19 protein-coding genes are annotated in these 17788 nt (G+C 65.9%); 5 read left to right on the top strand and 14 right to left on the bottom strand.

The features are described 5' to 3' along the window. Positions 1–6 precede the first annotated feature (6 nt). From E7V67_015280 to ppsA, 4 genes are all read right to left on the bottom strand, one after another. Positions 7–426 carry a DUF4259 domain-containing protein gene (locus E7V67_015280; GenBank protein WUR11081.1) on the bottom strand — a complete coding sequence of 140 codons (420 nt, stop codon included), beginning with the start codon at positions 424–426 and terminating at the stop codon, positions 7–9. Positions 427–435: 9 nt separating this feature from the next. Next, complete coding sequence (locus E7V67_015285; GenBank protein ID WUR11082.1) at positions 436–1383, bottom strand: stomatin-like protein; 948 nt, start codon at positions 1381–1383, stop codon at positions 436–438. 27 nt (positions 1384–1410) lie between these two features. Further along, on the bottom strand, positions 1411–1827 hold the full coding sequence (locus E7V67_015290; GenBank protein ID WUR11083.1) for an NfeD family protein: 417 nt from the start codon (positions 1825–1827) through the stop codon (positions 1411–1413). An 85-nt stretch (positions 1828–1912) separates the two neighbouring features. Next, positions 1913–4354, bottom strand: coding sequence for a phosphoenolpyruvate synthase (ppsA, locus tag E7V67_015295; GenBank protein ID WUR11084.1), 2442 nt, complete (start codon positions 4352–4354; stop codon positions 1913–1915). A 260-nt stretch (positions 4355–4614) separates the two neighbouring features. On the opposite strand from ppsA, the gene E7V67_015300 reads away from it, so the two are divergent. Next, entirely contained in the window at positions 4615–5454 is an 840-nt protein-coding gene (locus tag E7V67_015300) for a pyruvate, water dikinase regulatory protein (GenBank protein ID WUR11085.1), read from the top strand. A 6-nt stretch (positions 5455–5460) separates the two neighbouring features. Here the strand turns inward: E7V67_015300 and E7V67_015305 are convergent, their stop codons facing one another. Beyond that, positions 5461–5787, bottom strand: coding sequence for a hypothetical protein (locus E7V67_015305; GenBank protein ID WUR11086.1), 327 nt, complete (start codon positions 5785–5787; stop codon positions 5461–5463). Positions 5788–5806: 19 nt separating this feature from the next. After that, complete coding sequence (locus E7V67_015310; protein WUR11087.1) at positions 5807–6163, bottom strand: hypothetical protein; 357 nt, start codon at positions 6161–6163, stop codon at positions 5807–5809. A 234-nt stretch (positions 6164–6397) separates the two neighbouring features. On the opposite strand from E7V67_015310, the gene E7V67_015315 reads away from it, so the two are divergent. Beyond that, complete coding sequence (locus tag E7V67_015315; GenBank protein ID WUR16291.1) at positions 6398–8014, top strand: M28 family peptidase; 1617 nt, start codon at positions 6398–6400, stop codon at positions 8012–8014. An 88-nt stretch (positions 8015–8102) separates the two neighbouring features. Here the strand turns inward: E7V67_015315 and E7V67_015320 are convergent, their stop codons facing one another. Continuing rightward, positions 8103–8714, bottom strand: coding sequence for a PEP-CTERM sorting domain-containing protein (locus E7V67_015320; GenBank protein ID WUR11088.1), 612 nt, complete (start codon positions 8712–8714; stop codon positions 8103–8105). A gap of 82 nt (positions 8715–8796) precedes the next feature. Continuing rightward, positions 8797–9798 carry an SDR family oxidoreductase gene (locus tag E7V67_015325; protein ID WUR11089.1) on the bottom strand — a complete coding sequence of 334 codons (1002 nt, stop codon included), beginning with the start codon at positions 9796–9798 and terminating at the stop codon, positions 8797–8799. Positions 9799–9932: 134 nt separating this feature from the next. Here E7V67_015325 and E7V67_015330 point away from each other — a divergent pair, with 134 nt between their 5' ends. The 3 genes from E7V67_015330 (at position 9933) to E7V67_015340 (ending at position 11771) form a co-directional block, all read left to right on the top strand. Next, positions 9933–10820 (top strand): RNA polymerase sigma-70 factor, encoded by an 888-nt coding sequence (locus E7V67_015330; protein WUR11090.1) that lies wholly within the window; start codon positions 9933–9935, stop codon positions 10818–10820. Between the two features lie 98 nt (positions 10821–10918). Then, positions 10919–11383: a carboxymuconolactone decarboxylase family protein gene (locus E7V67_015335; protein ID WUR11091.1), complete on the top strand. Its 465-nt coding sequence runs from the start codon at positions 10919–10921 to the stop codon at positions 11381–11383. A 46-nt stretch (positions 11384–11429) separates the two neighbouring features. Further along, complete coding sequence (locus E7V67_015340; protein WUR11092.1) at positions 11430–11771, top strand: hypothetical protein; 342 nt, start codon at positions 11430–11432, stop codon at positions 11769–11771. Between the two features lie 158 nt (positions 11772–11929). Here the strand turns inward: E7V67_015340 and E7V67_015345 are convergent, their stop codons facing one another. The 6 genes from E7V67_015345 to lpxA form a co-directional block, all read right to left on the bottom strand. Further along, entirely contained in the window at positions 11930–13069 is a 1140-nt protein-coding gene (locus E7V67_015345; protein WUR11093.1) for an IS481 family transposase, read from the bottom strand. 123 nt (positions 13070–13192) lie between these two features. Beyond that, positions 13193–14386, bottom strand: a complete 1194-nt coding sequence (locus tag E7V67_015350; GenBank protein WUR11094.1) for an EAL domain-containing response regulator — start codon at positions 14384–14386, stop codon at positions 13193–13195. Positions 14387–14427: 41 nt separating this feature from the next. After that, positions 14428–15213, bottom strand: coding sequence for an RNA methyltransferase (locus E7V67_015355; GenBank protein WUR11095.1), 786 nt, complete (start codon positions 15211–15213; stop codon positions 14428–14430). Positions 15214–15226: 13 nt separating this feature from the next. Next, the gene (gene rnhB / locus E7V67_015360) at positions 15227–15847 is read right to left on the bottom strand and encodes a ribonuclease HII (GenBank protein ID WUR11096.1); all 621 of its coding nucleotides are present in this window, start codon (positions 15845–15847) and stop codon (positions 15227–15229) included. After that, on the bottom strand, positions 15844–17016 hold the full coding sequence (gene lpxB, locus E7V67_015365; protein ID WUR11097.1) for a lipid-A-disaccharide synthase: 1173 nt from the start codon (positions 17014–17016) through the stop codon (positions 15844–15846). The genes rnhB and lpxB overlap by 4 nt, the downstream gene beginning before the upstream one ends. Continuing rightward, positions 17000–17788, bottom strand: coding sequence for an acyl-ACP--UDP-N-acetylglucosamine O-acyltransferase (lpxA, locus tag E7V67_015370; protein WUR11098.1), 789 nt, complete (start codon positions 17786–17788; stop codon positions 17000–17002). The genes lpxB and lpxA overlap by 17 nt, the downstream gene beginning before the upstream one ends.

Here is a 17788-nt window from a genome sequence, read left to right on the forward strand (position 1 = left end):
TTCCCGTCATTCTTGCAGCCGCGCCTTCTGTGCCAGCACGCCGGCGCGCCACGGTTCGTCATGCTCGCTATCCTGCCACAACTGGCGCAATTCCGACCGTTCCGACAGGATCAGGTCGAGCACCCGGCCGGCCTTCTCGAACAGATCGGCGCGCGGGCGGAAGCGGCCCTTGATGGCACCGACCCAGTCGTCCACCGCCTGCGTGTCCTCGTCGGACTCGCCCTCCCGGCCGAACAGGCGCAGCAGCGTCTCGACGGCCGCCAGCCCTTCGGCGCCATACGGTGCTTCCAGCACGTCGGCCTGCTCGCTCGAGAGCACGTTGTCCAGCGTGTTCTCGATGAAGTACAGGTCGTTCGATTCCTGCAGGTCCTCCGCCCAGTCCTGCGCGAAGTCGTTTGCATATGGTCCGATGCCCCAGGTTGCCATGCTCTCCCCTTAGTCCGGCCGCACGACGGTGCGCTCGGCCTTCTGCGTTTTCACGACCTGCATCGCGGTCGCGATCAGGCTGCTCATGTCGCCCAGGTTGGCCGGGACGATCAGCGTGTTGTTGGTCTTCGCCAGGCGGCCGAACGCGTCGACGTACTGCTCGGCCACGCGCAGGTTGACGGCCTGCGAACCGCCCGGCTCCTCGATGGCGGCGCCCACCTGGCGCAGCGCGCCGGCCGTGGCCTCGGCGATCGCGGTGATGGCGGCCGCCTCGCCCTGGGCGCGGTTGATGGCGGCCTGCTTCTCGCCTTCGGAGCGGGCGATCGACGCTTCCCGCTCGCCCGTGGCGATGTTGATCTGCTCCTGCTTGCGGCCCTCGGAAGCGGCGATCAGCGCGCGCTTGCCCCGCTCCGCCGTGATCTGGGCCTGCATCGCGTGCAGAATGTCGGCCGGCGGCGTCAGGTCCTTGATCTCGTAGCGCAGCACCTTCACGCCCCAGTTGGCGGCCGATTCGTCGATCGCGTTGACGACCGCCGTGTTGATGTGCTCGCGCTCCTCGAAAGTCTTGTCCAGCTCCATGCGGCCGATCACGGAACGCAGCGTGGTCTGCGCCAGCTGCGTGATGGCGTTCACGTAGTTGGACGAGCCGTACGAGGCGCGCATCGCGTCCGTCACCTGGAAATACAGGATGCCGTCCACCTGCAGCTGGGTGTTGTCCTTGGTGATGCAGACCTGCGACGGCACGTCCAGCGGGATCTCCTTCAGGCTGTGCTTGTAGGCGACGCGGTCGATGAACGGCACCACGATGTTCAGGCCCGGCCCCAGGGTGGCGTGGTACTTGCCGAGCCGCTCGACCACCCAGGCGTGCTGCTGCGGCACCACGTTGATCGTCTTGAAGACGAACACCAGCGCCACGACCAGGATGACGAGCGTGACGCCGCCGAAAGTAAAGTCCATATGCTTGTCCTTGTTCCGATAAAGAGCTCAGCTGACGATCAGCGTGCTGCCGCGCACCGCCCGGATCGTGAAGATGCCGGCCTGCGCGGGCGCGCCCGGCGCCAGCTCCACGGTCCACAGGGCGCCGCGGTACATCACGCGCGCGGCGCCGTTGTCCCAGTGCGTGACCTGCACGGTCTGGCCGATGTCCAGGTTGACGTTGGGGTCGCGCGCCGCCTCGAGGCGCGCCGCCTTCCCGTAGCGGCTGCGCCGCAGCAGCACGGTGGCGACGCTGCCGACGATGGCCGCCGCCAGCATCTGGCCGGGCAGGTCGATGCGCAGCGCAGCCACCAGCGCTCCGGCCAGCGCACCGACCGCCACCATCAGCAGGTAGAACGTGCCGCTGAACAGTTCGAGCGCGACCAGTACGCCGGCCGCGATGAGCCACATGATCCAGTCTGCCATCGCCTCCTCCTATCAATAAAAAACCCTCGCGGCCCGGTGGGCGGCGAGGGTAACAATAATGTAATTTCCTACTGTTGGGTAGGGTTTACTTCTGCAGGGCCGCCAGCTTCTGCCAGGTGTCGACCACCGAGTCAGGGTTCAGCGACATCGACTCGATGCCCTGCTCCATCAGCCACTCGGCCAGGTCGGGGTGGTCGGATGGGCCCTGGCCGCAGATGCCGATGTATTTGCCTTGCTTCCTGCAGGCGGAGATCGCCATCGACAGCAGTGCCTTCACGGCCGGATCGCGCTCGTCGAAGTCGGCCGCCAGCAGTTCCATGCCGGAGTCGCGGTCCAGGCCCAGGGTCAGCTGGGTCAGATCGTTCGAGCCGATCGAGAAGCCGTCGAAGTACTCCAGGAACTGGTCGGCCAGCACCGCGTTGGACGGGATCTCGCACATCATGATCAGGCGCAGGCCGTTCTCGCCGCGCTTCAGGCCGTTCTTTGCCAGCAGCTCGACGACTTTTTTCGCCTGGCCGATCGTGCGCACGAACGGCACCATCAGTTCGACGTTGGTCAGGCCCATGTCCTCGCGCACGCGCTTCATGGCCTGGCATTCCATGTTGAACGACTCGGCGAAGTCCTCGGCGATGTAGCGTGCCGCGCCGCGGAAGCCCAGCATCGGGTTTTCCTCGTCCGGCTCGTAGCGCGAACCGCCGATCAGCTTCTTGTACTCGTTCGACTTGAAGTCGGACAGGCGCACGATGACGGGCTTCGGCCAGAACGCGGCGGCAATCGTCGCCACGCCTTCGGCCAGCTTGTCGACGTAGAACGCCTTCGGCGAGGCATGGCCGCGCGCCACCGACTCCACCGCCTTCTTCAGGTCCGGGTCGATGTTCGGGTATTCCAGGATCGCCTTCGGGTGCACGCCGATGTTGTTGTTGATGATGAACTCCAGGCGGGCCAGGCCCACGCCGGCGTTCGGCACCTGCTGGAAGTCGAAGGCCAGCTGCGGATTGCCCACGTTGAGCATGATCTTGGTCGGCAGCTTGGGCAGCTCGCCGCGCGCCACTTCCGAGATCTCCGTTTCCAGCAGGCCGTCGTAGATCTTGCCTTCGTCGCCTTCGGCGCACGAAACGGTGACGAAGGTGCCGTCCTTCAGCACCTCGGTCGCGTCGCCGCAGCCGACCACGGCCGGCACGCCCAGCTCACGGGCGATGATGGCCGCGTGGCAGGTGCGGCCGCCGCGGTTGGTGACGATCGCGGAGGCGCGCTTCATGACCGGTTCCCAGTTCGGATCGGTCATGTCGGCCACCAGCACGTCGCCCGGCTGCACGCGCTCCATCTCCGACGGGTCGTGGATCACGCGCACGGGACCGGCGCCGATCTTCTGGCCGATCGCGCGGCCCGATGCCAGCACGGTGCCGGTGGATTTCAGCTTGAAGCGCTGCTGCGCGTCGGTGGCCTTCTGCTGCGACTTGACCGTTTCCGGGCGCGCCTGCAGGATGAACAGCTTGCCGTCGCGGCCGTCCTTGCCCCACTCGATGTCCATCGGGCGGCCATAGTGGCGCTCGATGATGACGGCGTATTTCGCCAGCTCGACCACTTCGGCATCGGTCAGCGAATAGCGGTTGCGCAGCTCGATCGGCACGTCGACGGTCTTCACGGAGCGGCCGGCCTTGGCCTCGCTGGTGAACTCCATCTTGATCAGCTTCGAGCCGATATTGCGGCGGATGACGGGCGACTTGCCTTGTTCGAGCATCGGCTTGTGGACGTAGAACTCGTCCGGATTGACCGCGCCCTGCACCACCGTCTCGCCCAGGCCGTAGCTGGAAGTGATGAAGACCACATCCTTGAAGCCGGACTCGGTGTCGATCGTGAACATGACGCCGGCGGCGCCCAGGTCGGAACGCACCATGCGCTGCACGCCGGCCGACAGGGCCACTTCGGCGTGCGTGAAGCCCTTGTGCACGCGGTAGGAGATGGCTCGGTCGTTGTACAGCGACGCGAACACGTGCTTCATCGCGTCCAGCACGTTGTCGATGCCGACCACGTTCAGGAAGGTCTCCTGCTGGCCCGCGAACGAGGCGTCCGGCAGGTCTTCCGCGGTGGCGGAGGAACGCACGGCGAACGACATCTCGGCATCGGATGCTGCCACCAGCTTGTCGTAGAAGGCACGGATGTCCTGCTCCAGGCGCGGCTGGAACGGCGTGTCGATGATCCACTGGCGGATCTCGGCGCCGGCCTGCGCCAGCGAACGGACGTCGTCCACGTTCAGGTCGGCCAGGCGGTCGGCGATGCGCTCGGCCAGCGGCTTGCCGCCGTCGATGCTGTGATTGAGGAAGTCGCGGAAGGCCTGGGCCGTGGTGGCGAAGCCGCCCGGCACGCTGACGCCGGCTTCGGCCAGCTGGCTGATCATCTCGCCCAGCGAAGCGTTCTTGCCGCCGACGGACTCGACGTCCGTCATGCGCAGGTCCTCGAACGCGGCGACGTACACCGCGTTCTCGCCCTGCGCCAGGCCCGGCTCCTTCAGTACTGCGTTAGACATGTTGGTCATAATGACACCCTTACTGTTTAGAAACCTTGCCCCCGTCCACGCCGCACCGTGTCCCGCCACCCTGGCGCTGCCGATGGGCGCGCACGGGGCCGGCGTTCGTGCCGCGGTCCGAAGTCGGGGGTCTTTATTCCTCTTGCAGGCATGCCGGCATGTCTTGTTATTCTGAAGGCCGTGCAGCACAATCCAACTGTTGCCGGACATTTTACAGCCTGCGGCGGAAATTGACGATTCACAATCAAAAGACACTCTTCATGACATCTGAGCAACGTCCCGTGGCGGCCCGCACCGTCTTCTTCGTGTCCGACGGTACCGGCATCACCGCCGAGACGTTCGGCCACTCCGTGCTGACCCAGTTCGAGCTGCGCTTCCGCCAGATTCGCCTGCCCTTCATCGACACCGTGGACAAGGCGCGCGACGCGGCCCGCAAGATCAACGAGATGGCGGCGGCGGACGGCCAGCGCCCGATCATCTTCAGCACCCTGGTGCAGGCCGAGCTGTCGAGCATCATCCGCCAGTGCAACGGCATGCACATGGACCTGTTCCAGACCTTCGTGGCGCCGCTCGAGCAGGAGCTGGGCGTCAAGTCCACGCACACCATCGGCCGCTCGCACAATATCGTCGACAGCGAGGAGTACAAGAACCGCATCGAGGCCATCAACTTCTCGCTGGCGCACGACGACGGCCAGTCGCACAAGAACCTGGCGGAGGCCGACGTGATCCTGGTCGGCGTGTCGCGCTCGGGCAAGACGCCGACGTCGCTGTACCTGGCCATGCAGTACGGCATCAAGGCCGCCAACTATCCGCTGATCCCGGACGATTTCGAGCGCGGCCGCCTGCCCTCGGCGCTGTACGACTACAAGCCGAAGATCTTCGGCCTGACCATCACGCCCGAGCGCCTGACGGAGATCCGCAACGAACGCCGCGCCGGCAGCAAGTATGCGTCGCTGGAGAACTGCCGCTACGAGGTCAACGAGGCGGAGATGATGATGAAACGCGAGGGCATCCGCTGGTTGTCGTCGACCACCAAGTCGATCGAGGAGATCTCGACGACGATCCTGCAGGAAATCAAGCCGAACCGGCGCGAGTATTGACGCGGCCTACTGGCCTGAGTACGCGGCCGGGGCGCTGTTCTTCGAAACAGAATGCGCGGCGGCAATGATCAGGCTTTGCACGATCGCCGGCGATGTCAGGCCGACCTGCAGTGCCAGGATGGGGCTGAGTTTGTCGCCATTCATCAGGTAGATCGCTGTCATACTGCCGCCCAGCACCGGCAGCACGACAAACAGGGCCGAGAAGCAAACCACGTCACGCCGCAGCGGCATCTTGTCGGCGGCGGCGCGCATGAAATGCTCGGCCAGCTTCAGCCCGAACAGCACATAGCCACCGAACACCGAAATCGCAATCAGGTGCGCATTCGCCGGCAACGCGCTCCACGGGCCGGCATCAGGCCACATCGGGCAGCTGCGGCCGGCGTGTCGCGAAGAAGTCCACGAACCGCTCGGTCCAGGTAGCTTCGTTGGCGAAGCGGTCTTTCGTGGTGACCAGGAGCCGACCGTCCTGCGTGCGGATGGGCACCAGCTTGATCGTGTTGGCCAGCGCGGCATCGGTATGCATGGCCTGCACCACCGTGCTGGTGCTCAGCCTGGCCTCCTGTGCAATGCCTTGCAAGGTGCGCATGCGAAAGCGCGGGTTGTTCAGCGCCGCCACGATCCGCTCGCGCACCTCCTGGCCGTTGCGCGCCGGCTTGCTGGCACTGCGCAAGCGCCTGGCACGGGACGCCTTGGAAAGCATGCTCGTCATGATGCACTCCTCATGGTCGGTCATTCCAGCAGACCAGGCCGCCCGCAACACAGGCGGCCGCGTCGAAAGCTTTACCTTATCCATGAAAAGGCTACACCAAAAAACCACGGTCTGCGCGGATTTCGCAGCGCGTCATTGCGTTGCATCGCGCGGCCTCACGGTCCCTAACGCGGGGCCGGATCGGGTAAGATTTCCATCTCTGCAATTCACAGGAATGACCCGATGCCTTCTTCGATGCGCCTGACCACCCTCGCCACAAGCGCGCTGCTCTTCAGCGGCGCCGCTCTTGCCCAGCAAGCCCCCACCGTCGCCGAACACGCGCTGCGGGGCCACCTCGCCTTCCTGGCCGACGACCTGCTGGAAGGCCGCGGCACCGGCCAGCGTGGCGGCGACCTGGCGGTGCGCTACCTGGAGACCCAGGCCCAGGTGATCGGCCTGAAGCCCATGCCCAGCGGCGGCTACCGGCAGTCGGTCAGGTTCGAAGGCAGCAAGCTGCTGCCTTCCAGCAGCGTGACCTTCCGCGCCGGCGCCTCGCGCATCCAACCGATCGTCGGCAAAGACATCGTGTTCGGCACCGGCAGCGGCAAGGCCAGCCTGTCGTTCGATGCGCCACTGCTGTTCGTCGGCTACGGCGTCAAGGCCGACGAGGAGAACTGGGACGACTACAAGGGCGTGGACGTCAAGGGCAAGATCCTCGTCATGATGGTCAATGACCCGCAGCCGACCAGCGAGGAACCGCACCGCTTTGCCGGCAAGGCCTATACCTACTACGGCCGCTGGCTGTACAAGTTCGAGGAAGCCGTGCGCCGTGGCGCCGCCGGCGCGCTGCTGATCCACACGACGGCGTCAAGCTCCTACCCGTGGAGCGTGCCCGCCAACGGCTTCTCGCACGAGCGCTTCCACCTGAAGGGCGCAGGCAACCCGATCGAAGGCTGGCTGCACGAGGACATGGCGCGCGAGCTGTTCCTGGCCGCCGGCTTCGACCTGGACGTGCTGCGCGCGCAGGCCGAGCGGCGCGAGTTCCGCCCCATCGACCTGAAGATCGCATCGCACGTCGAGCTGCACTCGACAATCCGGCAGGTCGAGCAGTTCAACGTGGTGGGCGTCGTGCCCGGCACCGACGCGAAACTGAAGCAGCAGGCCGTGGTCTACTCGGCGCACTGGGACCACCTGGGCGTCGACGAGGTCGCACCCGATGGCAAGGACCACATCTACAACGGTGCCATCGACAACGCCTCCGGCGCGGCGGCGCTGCTGGCGATGGCGGCGGAAGCGGTGAAGCGGCCGGCCAAGCGTACCCAGGTGTTCCTGTGGCCGGCCGCGGAGGAACAAGGCCTGCTGGGCGCGGCCGCCTACGTGGCCGATCCGGTCGTGCCGCTGGCGCAGACGGCGGCGGACCTGAACCTGGACAGCATGAACTTCGCCGGCCGCACCAGGGACATCGGCGTGGCAGGGGCCGAGCGCAGCAGCCTGTACGACACGTCCGCGCAGGTCGCCAAAAAAATGGGGCTGAAGCTGGCCCCGTCGATCCCCGACCTGTCGGGCGCGTACTTCCGCGCCGATCATTTCATCTTCGCCAAGGCCGGCGTGCCTGCCTTCAATGTCGGCTCGGCCGTTTTCTCGGGTGACGGCCACTTCGAATTCGAGCACGATCACACGGCGGCAAGCGCCAAGATGGTCGGCTTCAAGAAGGATTATCACCAGGTGACGGACGAGTACCGGCCGGAGTGGGACCTGTCCGGCATGGTGCAGCAGGCCCAGTTCACACTGAACCTGGGCTATGCGGTGGCGAACGCGGCAACCATGCCGACGTGGAAGAAGGGCGAGGCGTTCGGGCGCATCAAGCGCTGAGCCGGGGCGCCACGGCCCAGCCCGTGTCCCACCTCGGGGTCAGTCACCGAAGTGGGACACGAACCTGGCTGTACCGCTTGCCTCGGGCTCAGGCAAGCTTCTTGTTGCGGCGGCGCGCCGCGATGCCCAGCGCGGCCAGACCGATCCCGAACAGCGCGTATTGCGCCGGTTCCGGCACGGGCGCGACGGTCAGCACCATATTGTCCAGGTTCAGGATATGGTCCGGATGGTCGGCGTGCACCGCGATGCGGTAGATCGCGGCGCGGCCGGACAGTGCCAGCACGGCATAGGCGTACTGCTGCTCATCGTTGACGAAGCTGTCGGTCGCCACGACGTTGCCGGCGACATCGAAGCCCGTCAGCGTGGCGCCCCATTTGGCGAAGGTATCGACGCTGACGCCATACACCGGCCTGTCGAAGTACGCGCCGAACGTGGGTGCGGACAGGAACACGTTCCTTGCGTTACCGTCGAAGAATGCACTGCGCACCATATTGCCGTCGGTGAAATGAATGCCCGCTGGCGCCAGTTCCTCACGGATCCAGCCAGGGTAGGACTGCGCCGGCATCGAGGCATCGTCTCCGGTGCCAAACTTGCCATCCGCGCCGGGAGTCGTGTTGAAATCGACGTTCATGGTGCGAGCCAGCGCAGGCTGGCTGACGACACAGGCGGCGGCCAGCATCAGGCCTGGGAGTTTGCGCATGAATTTTCCTGAAAATTTGCAAAGTGAAATGTCAGTATGACATCCACAAACTCATCAGTAAAGCGCCGCCGCCCCGCCGGGCTCAGGGGTTGCCCTTGCCGCCCGCCACGCCGTAAACCTGCCCCGTCGTATAACTGGCATCGTCGGCCGCCAGCGTGACGTAGGCACTCGCCAGCTCGGCCGGCTGGCCCGGGCGCTTCATCGGCGTGTCGGCGCCGAATTTCTCCAGCGCTTCCGGCTTCTGCCCGCCCGTCACCTGCAGCGGTGTCCAGATCGGCCCTGGCGCCACCGCGTTGACACGGATGCCCTTGTCGGCCACCTGTTGCGCCAGCGCCTTGGTGAACGCCACCTGGGCCGCCTTGGTCTGCGCGTAGTCCAGCAGGTTCGGCGACGGATCGTAGGCCTGCACCGAGGCCGTCACGATGATCGCGCTGCCCGGCTTCATCAGGCCCACCGCCGCCTTGCAGATCCAGAAATTGGCGTACAGGTTGGTCTTCATCGTCCAGTCGAACTGCGCCGTCGTCAGGTCCAGGATCGAATCCACCGACTGCTGCCGGGCCGCGTTGCTGACCAGGATGTCGAGGCCGCCCAGCTGGCGTGCCGCGTCCTCGACCAGCTTTCTGCAGAACGCCTCTTCGCGGATGTCGCCCGGCAGCAGCACGGCCTTGCGGCCGGCGGCGCGGATCAGCTCGGCCACCTCGCGCGCATCAGGCTCCTCGGCCGGCAGGTAGCTCAGCGCCACGTCCGCGCCCTCGCGTGCATAGGCGATCGCGGCGGCGCGGCCGATGCCCGAATCGCCGCCGGTCACCAGCGCCTTGCGCCCGTTCAGGCGGCCGCTGCCCTGGTAGCTGGTCTCGCCGTGATCGGGGCGTGGCGTCATCTTGCCGGCCAGGCCCGGCCAGGGTTGCTGCTGTTTCGGGAACGGCGGTTTGGGGTGGTTCGGCAGTGGCTTGCGCGCGCCGGCGTTACCGCTACCAGAAGCGCCCTGCTGGGCCAGCGCGCCGGTGGCGGCCGTGCCCGCCGCCAGGCCGGTCGCCATCGCGCCGACAAAGCGGCGCCGCGACGGCTTGATTGCATCGTCCATCGATACCTCCGTGTGAAGTGATTGAATGTTGGTATGCTCCGCCCGAGAATGTAGAGACGAACGCGACGGCCTGCCAACACCTTTGCCACAGGAAACCGCTGTCACAATCGCGCCGGCTCGTCCGTCTTAGCCGCATGACCATCCTGGAGAGCTCCGTGAACGACACCACTTTTGCCGCCCTGCGCCCGCGCTTGTTCGCCATCGCCTACCGCATGCTGGGCACCCGCGCCGACGCCGAGGACGTCGTGCAGGACGCCTGGCTGCGCTGGCACGGCAGCGACCAGGCCGCCGTGCAGTCGGCCGAGGCCTGGCTCGTGACCACCACCACGCGTCTGGCGATCGACCGGCTGCGCACGCGCCAGAGCGAGCGCGAGGCCTATATCGGCTGGTGGCTGCCCGAACCGCTGGTCGAGCTGGATGAGCGCACCCCGGAACGCGCCGCCGAACTGGCCAGCGACGTGTCCGTCGCCATGCTGTGGGTGCTGGAGCGCCTGGCGCCGGAGGAGCGCGCCGCCTTCCTGATGCGCCAGGTGTTCGAGCAGGACTACGCCGACCTGGCCGCGACGCTCGGCAAGAGCGAGGCCGCGTGCCGCCAGCTGGTCCACCGCGCGCAAGAGCGGGTACGGCAGGAACAGCCCCGCTTCGCCGTCTCGCGCGACGTCCACCGGGAAGTCCTGACGGGCTTCATGCAGGCCGCCGCCACGGGCGATCGCGCCGCGATGAAGACCTTCCTCGCCAGCGACGTGCAGTTCGTCTCGGACGGCGGCGGCAAGGTGCCCTCGTTCGGCCGCATCCTGCGCGGCGCGGCCCGCATCGCGGGGCTGTACTGGTGGGTGCAGGACCAGTACCCCGGTGCCGTCACCTACCGCATGGCGCGCATCAACGGCGAGGCGGGCCTGCTGCGCTACGTCGACGGCACCATCGAATCGGCCCAGTCGTTCATCGTCGACGGCGGCAAGATCGTCGCCGTCTATGTCGTGCGCAATCCGGACAAGTTGGCCGGCATCGCCGCGCTGGCCTGACGATTTTCGCGCGGCGCTGTCACACGGCGCGCGGCGCCAACGTCTAATCGGTATGGCGGGCGCAGGGTGCGCCCGCCGCCACACCGAAAGGAACCATCATGACGCAAGCCGCCCGCCTCAACTTCTACCAGCACGCCCCCGCCAACTTCCGCGCGATGCTCGCGCTCTCGAACTCCGTCAAGGAAAGCTCGCTGGGCCTGCAACTGGCCGAGCTGGTGTTCCTGCGGGTCTCGCAGATCAACGGCTGCGGCGTCTGCATCGACATGCACTGGCGCGCCCTGGTCAAGGAAGGCCGCGACCCGCGCCACCTGAACAGCGTGCCGGCCTGGCGCGAGTCGCCCTTCTTCAGCGCGCGCGAACGGGCCGCGCTGAACTGGGCCGAAGCCGTCAACGCCATCCCGCAACGCGAGCCGACGGACGCCGACTTCGCCCAGTTGAAGGAGCACTTCAGCGACAACGAGATCGCCGAACTGGGCTACGCGATCGCCGTGATCCGCGGCTGGAACATGTTCAACGTCAGCCTGCGCATGCCGATTCCGGAAGTGCCGGCGCCAGGCATGTGACAATTCGCGCAATTTCGCCGCCCCGCGCCGTGCTAAGCTCCCGCCGATGGGAAAACGCACGAGAAGGCGCCGCCAGCGCGCGCAGGGACAGGCTGGCAATCCAGCGCCGCAGGGCCAACAGGGCAGCGGTGGCGACGACGGGCTGGGCATCCTTGGCCTGCTGCTCGTCTATCCCTTCGCCTGCTGGGGCCTGTATCACATCGGCGGCAAGGTCTGGCGCATCGCCACCACGGGCAGCACGTGCCCGGCGCGCCACTGCATCTCGTGGGACGAGCATCCGTGGCGCATCGTGCACGAATTCATCGCCTACGGGGGTGTCAGCGTGCTGCTGGCGGCCATCGTGATCGGCGGCGGGATTGCGCTGCTGCGGGGTGGGAAGTTCGACTAGATCGGATAGACCAAGCCGCTAACACTAGCATGACCGCTGGCGCGCCACAGGCCACATTCCACCCAACCCCGACACCTGGGGTCAGACCCGCCGGGTGTATAGCCGGGACACATAGGTAACACATGTCGGGAGACATGGGTTACACATGAAATTGCATTTTACGTCACGGCCTTGAGGTCCAGCTCCATTACTTTGTGATGGCAGAACCGGACCTCAAGAAGGCCGTCGTTGTCAGGATCGGGCCTGATCGCGACCGGCTGTCCCTGCATGCCCTCTCCGATGTAGTGGCGTTGATTGGCATACGAGATGTAGCCCTTCGCATCGACCTTTCTCACAATATCGCTGGATAGGTACTCGATGGGCCGCAAGACACTGGGCAGTTCGCGTCCGCTGCGCTCATACCGTGTGATCGGCGGCTTCATGCCTAAAGCGTGGTGGGGGCGAAGCATGTTGTATTTGTCACGCCACTCATCGAAGGCCAACTGGCACTGAGCAATCGAACCGAAGCCGCGACGATCAAGCAGCTCTAGCTTTAGAGTACGATGGAAGCGCTCATCTTTACCTTGCGTTTGCGGATGATACGGACGGCTATGGCTGATGCGGATACCGAGTCGAATGAGCCACACCTTGAGCTTTGTCAGCCCTTTGAGACCAGTACTTCCCCAAGGTGGACCGTTGTCAGCAGTAATTCGATCAGGCAGCCCGTAGCGCTCAAACGTCGCTTGCATCCCTGCCTGGACAGAGCTGAATCGCTCGTTAGAACAAGCGGTAAGGCAGACGCTATAGCGGGAATGGTCATCAAGGATGGTCAGCGCATGGCATCGCCCTGCGGCCTCTGTGGTCAGCCCGAAATGTCCTTTGAAGTCCATCTGCCAAAGCGAGTTCGGTAGGTCATGCTCGAAGCGTGTCGAGGCCAAATCCTGTTTAACCGGCGCCCCAATAACCTGGCAGCCATGGCGCTTTAAGATCGCGTCAACAGTGCTGTGGTGGGGGCGTGGCAGATGCTCGGGCAAGAGCTCACGCAGCTTGCGTGAGCCCCAGCATGGATTCTCCAAATGCAGCGCTAGCACCTGCAGCTCTAGTTCATCCGACGAGCTTGCAGGCGATGAGTGGGGTCTACGCGATTGCTCGAACAGCCCCTCCGCACCATGGTTGGCATATCGATCGAGCCATTTGTATGCAGTCTTCCGGCTGATTTGGAACGCCCGGCAGAGGGCAGCGATGTTAGCTTCCGGAGCTTGGGCGAGCATGACAAACTCGAGTCGGGACGACATAGTGGTGGACTCCTTCCAAGGCATTGCACGCTCCTGTTAGTTGCTGTGCAATGATCATAAAAGGTGTTACCTATGTCTCCCGACAAGTGTTACCTATGTCTCCCGCCCAAACACCCGCCGGGTCTGACCCCGGCTTGTGGTTCCGGGTTAAAAGAATTCACGCCACTCGGCCAGCCAGGCCGGCACATCCTCGACGGCCATCGGGCTGGCGATGTAGTAGCCCTGCGCGTAGGTGCAGCCCAGGCCCTGCAGGAAATCCCAGTCCTGCTTGGTCTCGACGCCGACAGCGCAGGAGCGCCGGTCCAGGCTGCGCGCCAGGCCCAGGTACGATTTCAACACCGTGCCGAGCGCGCGCTTCCTGGATGCGCCGTCGACGAAGCTGCGGTCGATCTTCAGTTCCGAGAACGGAATGCTGGCCAGCAGCTGCAGGTTGGAGCGCCCCGTGCCGTAGTCGTCGATCGCCAGGCTGAAGCCCATCATGCGCAGCCGCAGCAGCCGCTCCAGCAGGTGCGGGTCGTGCTGCAGCACCGTCGATTCCGTGATCTCGAACGTGATATAGCCCGGCAGGATGCGGTGCCGCTCCAGGCAGGCCGTGATCTGGCCCACGAACTGTGGGTGGGACAGGGTGCTGGGCGCCACGTTGACGGAAAACGAGATCGGGATGCCCTGGTCGTGCAGGGTGCGGCAGGCCGCCACGGACTTCTCGATCATGCTCCAGTCGAGGAAGTCGATCCGCCCGTTCGCCTCCAGCACGGGCACGAAGGCGGAAGGCCCCAGCACGCCGTGCTGCGGGTGGCGCCAGCGCGCGAACATCTCCAGGCCCTTCAGCTGGCCGGTCTCCAGTTCGATCTTCGGCTGGAAGAACGGATCGAATTCGCGCGCCTGCAGGCCCTTGCCGACTTCCGCGAACGTGAACGCAGGATGTGCCGGCTCCGGCACCGGCGTGCCGGGCGGCGTGTAGTGGGCGATCAGCTTTTCCAGCCGGCCGACCGTGGCCGGCTTGGCCGACGTGCCCAGCAGGTCGACACCATAGGCCAGCGCCATCGTCTCGACGGAAAACAGGATGTCGCCGCTTTGCGCGCCGACGACGATCAGGCCGGCGCGGCATTTTTCCTCGGCCAGCCGGCGGATCAGCTCCAGGCCGTCCATGCCCGGCAGCGCCAGGTCGATGACGGCGATGTCGATCGGCGGCGCGGCGCCCTGCACGGCCAGCAGCGCGGCGTGGCCGTCCGGCACCGTGTGGATGTGCTGCGCGCCGAGGCTGCGCAGCAGGCCGGCCAGCAGCTCGCGCTGTACCGGTTCGGCTTCGGCGACGAGAAACTGCAGCTGTGCGATGTCCATCGACGCTCCCGTGTTGTGTGCCCCCTCTACAGTGGCGGGCTTCAGTCGAGATTCTGCCTGACTTGCTCGAAAAAGCATACCGCCGCACACGCGGCCACGTTGAGCGATTCGACCTGGCCCAGGTGCGGGATGACGACCTGGTGGCGCGCCAGGTTCAGCAGCTGGTCCGACACGCCCTGCCCCTCGTGGCCGAAGACCCAGGCAACCGGCTGTTTCAGGTCGACGTCGTACAGGCGCTGGCGCGCGTAGCCGCTGGTGGCCAGGGTGGCGATCGGCGCACCGTCCAGCAGGGGCGCGAGCTCGACGTTTTCGAAGATGTCCAGCACGAAGTGCGCCCCCATCGCGGCGCGCAGCACCTTGGGGGACCAGCAGAAGGCCGTGCCGGCACTGCAGTAGACTTCGCGGATGCCGGCGGCGGCCGCGCTGCGCAGGATCGAGCCGACGTTGCCGGGGTCCTGCACGTTATCGAGCAGCACCGCGTTGACGGACAGCGCCGCCGGCGTGGCGCGCTGCGGCGTCTCGACCAGGAACATGATGCCGACGCCATGCTCGACCTGGCTCAGCGCCGCGTACAGCGCATCCGGGAAGCACAGCACGTGCGCGTGCTCGGCTTCCAGGCCCGCCACGATGGCGGCGACTTCGGGGTTGTGCAGCGCGGTTTCGCTGACGATGCACTGCTCGGGATGGCCGCGCAGCTGCAGCCACGTTTCGCACAGGTGCACCCCGTCGAGCAGCGTGCGGCCGGCCTTGCGGCGCGCCTGCGAGCTGGTGGCCAGGTGCTTCAGGTCCTTGTATTGCGCGTTGTCGCGCGAGGTGATGGTCTTCAAGTTCGGCTTTTCTTCAGAACGCCAGCTCGATCAGCTCGCGCACGGGCGCGAACGAGCGCCGGTGCACCGGCGACACGCCATGCGTGCGCAGGGCTTCCAGGTGCTGCGCGGTGCCGTAGCCCTTGTGCTGGTCGAAGCCGTATTGCGGGTATTTTTTATGCAGCTTGCGCAGTGCCTCGTCGCGCGCCGTCTTGGCCAGGATCGAGGCGGCGGAGATCGATTCGATCTTGTCGTCGCCGTCGACGATGGCGATCGTCTGGATACGCATCACCGGGCACTTGTTGCCGTCGATCAGGGCCAGGGTGGGGATCGTCTCGAGCGCATGCACGGCGCGCTTCATCGCCAGGAGCGAAGCCTGCAGGATGTTCAGCTTGTCGATTTCCGCCTCGGAGGCCTTGGCAATCGCCCAGGCCACGCAATCGCGCTTGATCAGCGGCGCCAGCTCCTCGCGCCGCGCCTCCGTCAGCTTCTTCGAGTCGCGCAGGCCGTCGATGGGGCGCTCGCGGTGCAGGATGACGGCGGCCGCGTACACCGGCCCGGCCAGCGGGCCGCGTCCGGCTTCATCCACGCCGCAGATGATCTCGTCGAGGGAGTACGGCAAGTCGTCGAACAGGCCGGTCTGCATGGTATTCATCGGTTTCGGTTTGCTTCGATTACTTTCATTACCGCCGCCGCGCTCTCGTCCGCGCTGTTGCGCAGCAGGCTGTGGTGCATGTCCGTGAAGCGCTGCACCAGGGCCAGCCGGTGCGGCACGTCCGTCAGCTGCCGCCACATCGCCTCGGCCAGCGCCTCGGCGCTGGCATGGTGCTGCAGCAGCTCCGGCACCAGGAACTCGCGCGCCAGGATGTTGGGCATGCCGATCCACGGCTGGTAACCCATGTGGCGCATGATTTCCCACGATGCCCGCATCATTTTATACGCGATCACCATCGGCTTCTTGAACAGCGCCACTTCCAGCGACGCGGTGCCGGATGCCACCAGCACCGCGTCGGCCGCGCAGATGGCCGTGTGGCTCTGGCCGTCCAGCAGCTGCACCGGCACGTCCTGCAGGCCCGCCTGCGCCACCAGCTCGAGGAAATACTGCTTCTGCCTTTCCCCCGCCATCGGCGCCACGAAGCGCAGCGAGCGGTCGCGCTGCAGCAGCAGCTTCAGTGCTCCCACGAACGCGACGGTGTTGTACTTCAGTTCCCCCATCCGGCTGCCCGGCATCAGGGTGACCACGTTGGCGTCCTCCGGCAGGCCCAGCGCGCGGCGCGCCGCCGCCGTGTCGGGCGCCAGCGGAATCACTTCCGCCAGCGGATGGCCGACGTAGGTGACCGGCACGCCGGCCTTTTCGTAGATCGCCTGCTCGAACGGAAATACCACCAGCATGTGCGAGACGGAGCGGACGATCTTCTTGATGCGGCCACCGCGCCAGGCCCAGATCTGCGGCCCGATGTAATGCATCGTCGGGATGCCGGCGTCCTTCAGCTGCGCTTCCAGGCCCAGGTTGAAACCCGGGTAGTCGGCGCCGATGAACACGGCCGGGCGCTCGGCGATCAGGCGGTCGCGCAGCGCGTTCTGGATGCCTTTCAGTTCGCGGTAGCGCGGGATGATCTCGAACAGCCCGCGCACCGTCATCGTTTCCATCGGCCAGTGCGATTCGAAGCCCTGGGCGATCATCTGCGGTCCGCCGATACCGTGGAAGCGCGTGCGCGGCAGGTGCCGGCGCAGGCCGGACAGCAGGCGCCCCGCCAGCAGGTCGCCGGACGGCTCGCCCGCCACCAGGGCGACCGAGCCGACGCTGTCAGCGGACGATGCCACGGGTCGCGGTATCGAGGAAGGTGCGGAATGCGCGCAGGTGTTCGGCCGCGTCCGGCGTGGCCTGCTCCTGCTCCAGCAGCGCAGCCTTGGCCTCTTCCAGCGTCAGGCCGGAGCGGTACAGGGTCTTGTACGCGGCGCGCAGCGCGTTGATCTGCTCGCGCGTGAAGCCGCGCCGCTTCAGGCCCTCGATATTGATGCCGTGCGCCTGCGCCGGGTTACCGTTCAACAGCACGAACGGCGGCACGTCCTGGGTCAGGCTGGTGCTCATGCCGACGAAGGCGTGGGCGCCGATCTTGCAGAACTGGTGCACGTTGGCGTAGCCGCTCATGATGACCCAGTCGCCGATCTCCACGTGACCCGCCATCTGCGCGTTGTTCGAGAAGATCGTGTTGTTGCCGACCACGCAGTCGTGCGCCAGGTGGACGTAGGCCGAGATCCAGTTGTCGTTGCCCAGCTTCGTCACGCCCTTGTCCTGCACCGTGCCCAGGTTGAACGTGCAGAACTCGCGAATCGTGTTGCGGTCGCCCACTTCCAGGCGGGTCGGTTCGCCCTGCCACTTCTTGTCCTGCGGCGGCGCGCCGATCGAGGAGAACTGGAAGAACTTGTTGTCGCAACCGATCGTCGTATGGCCTTCGATGACGACGTGCGGCCCGACCCAGGTACGGTCGCCGATGACCACGTCGGGACCGACGATCGAGTAGGCGCCGATCTCGACGCCTTCGCCCAGCTGCGCCTTCGGGTCGACGATCGCGCTTGGATGGATGGTAGCCAT

Source organism: [Empedobacter] haloabium (genome assembly GCA_008011715.2).
GTDB lineage: Bacteria > Pseudomonadota > Gammaproteobacteria > Burkholderiales > Burkholderiaceae_D > Rugamonas > Rugamonas haloabia.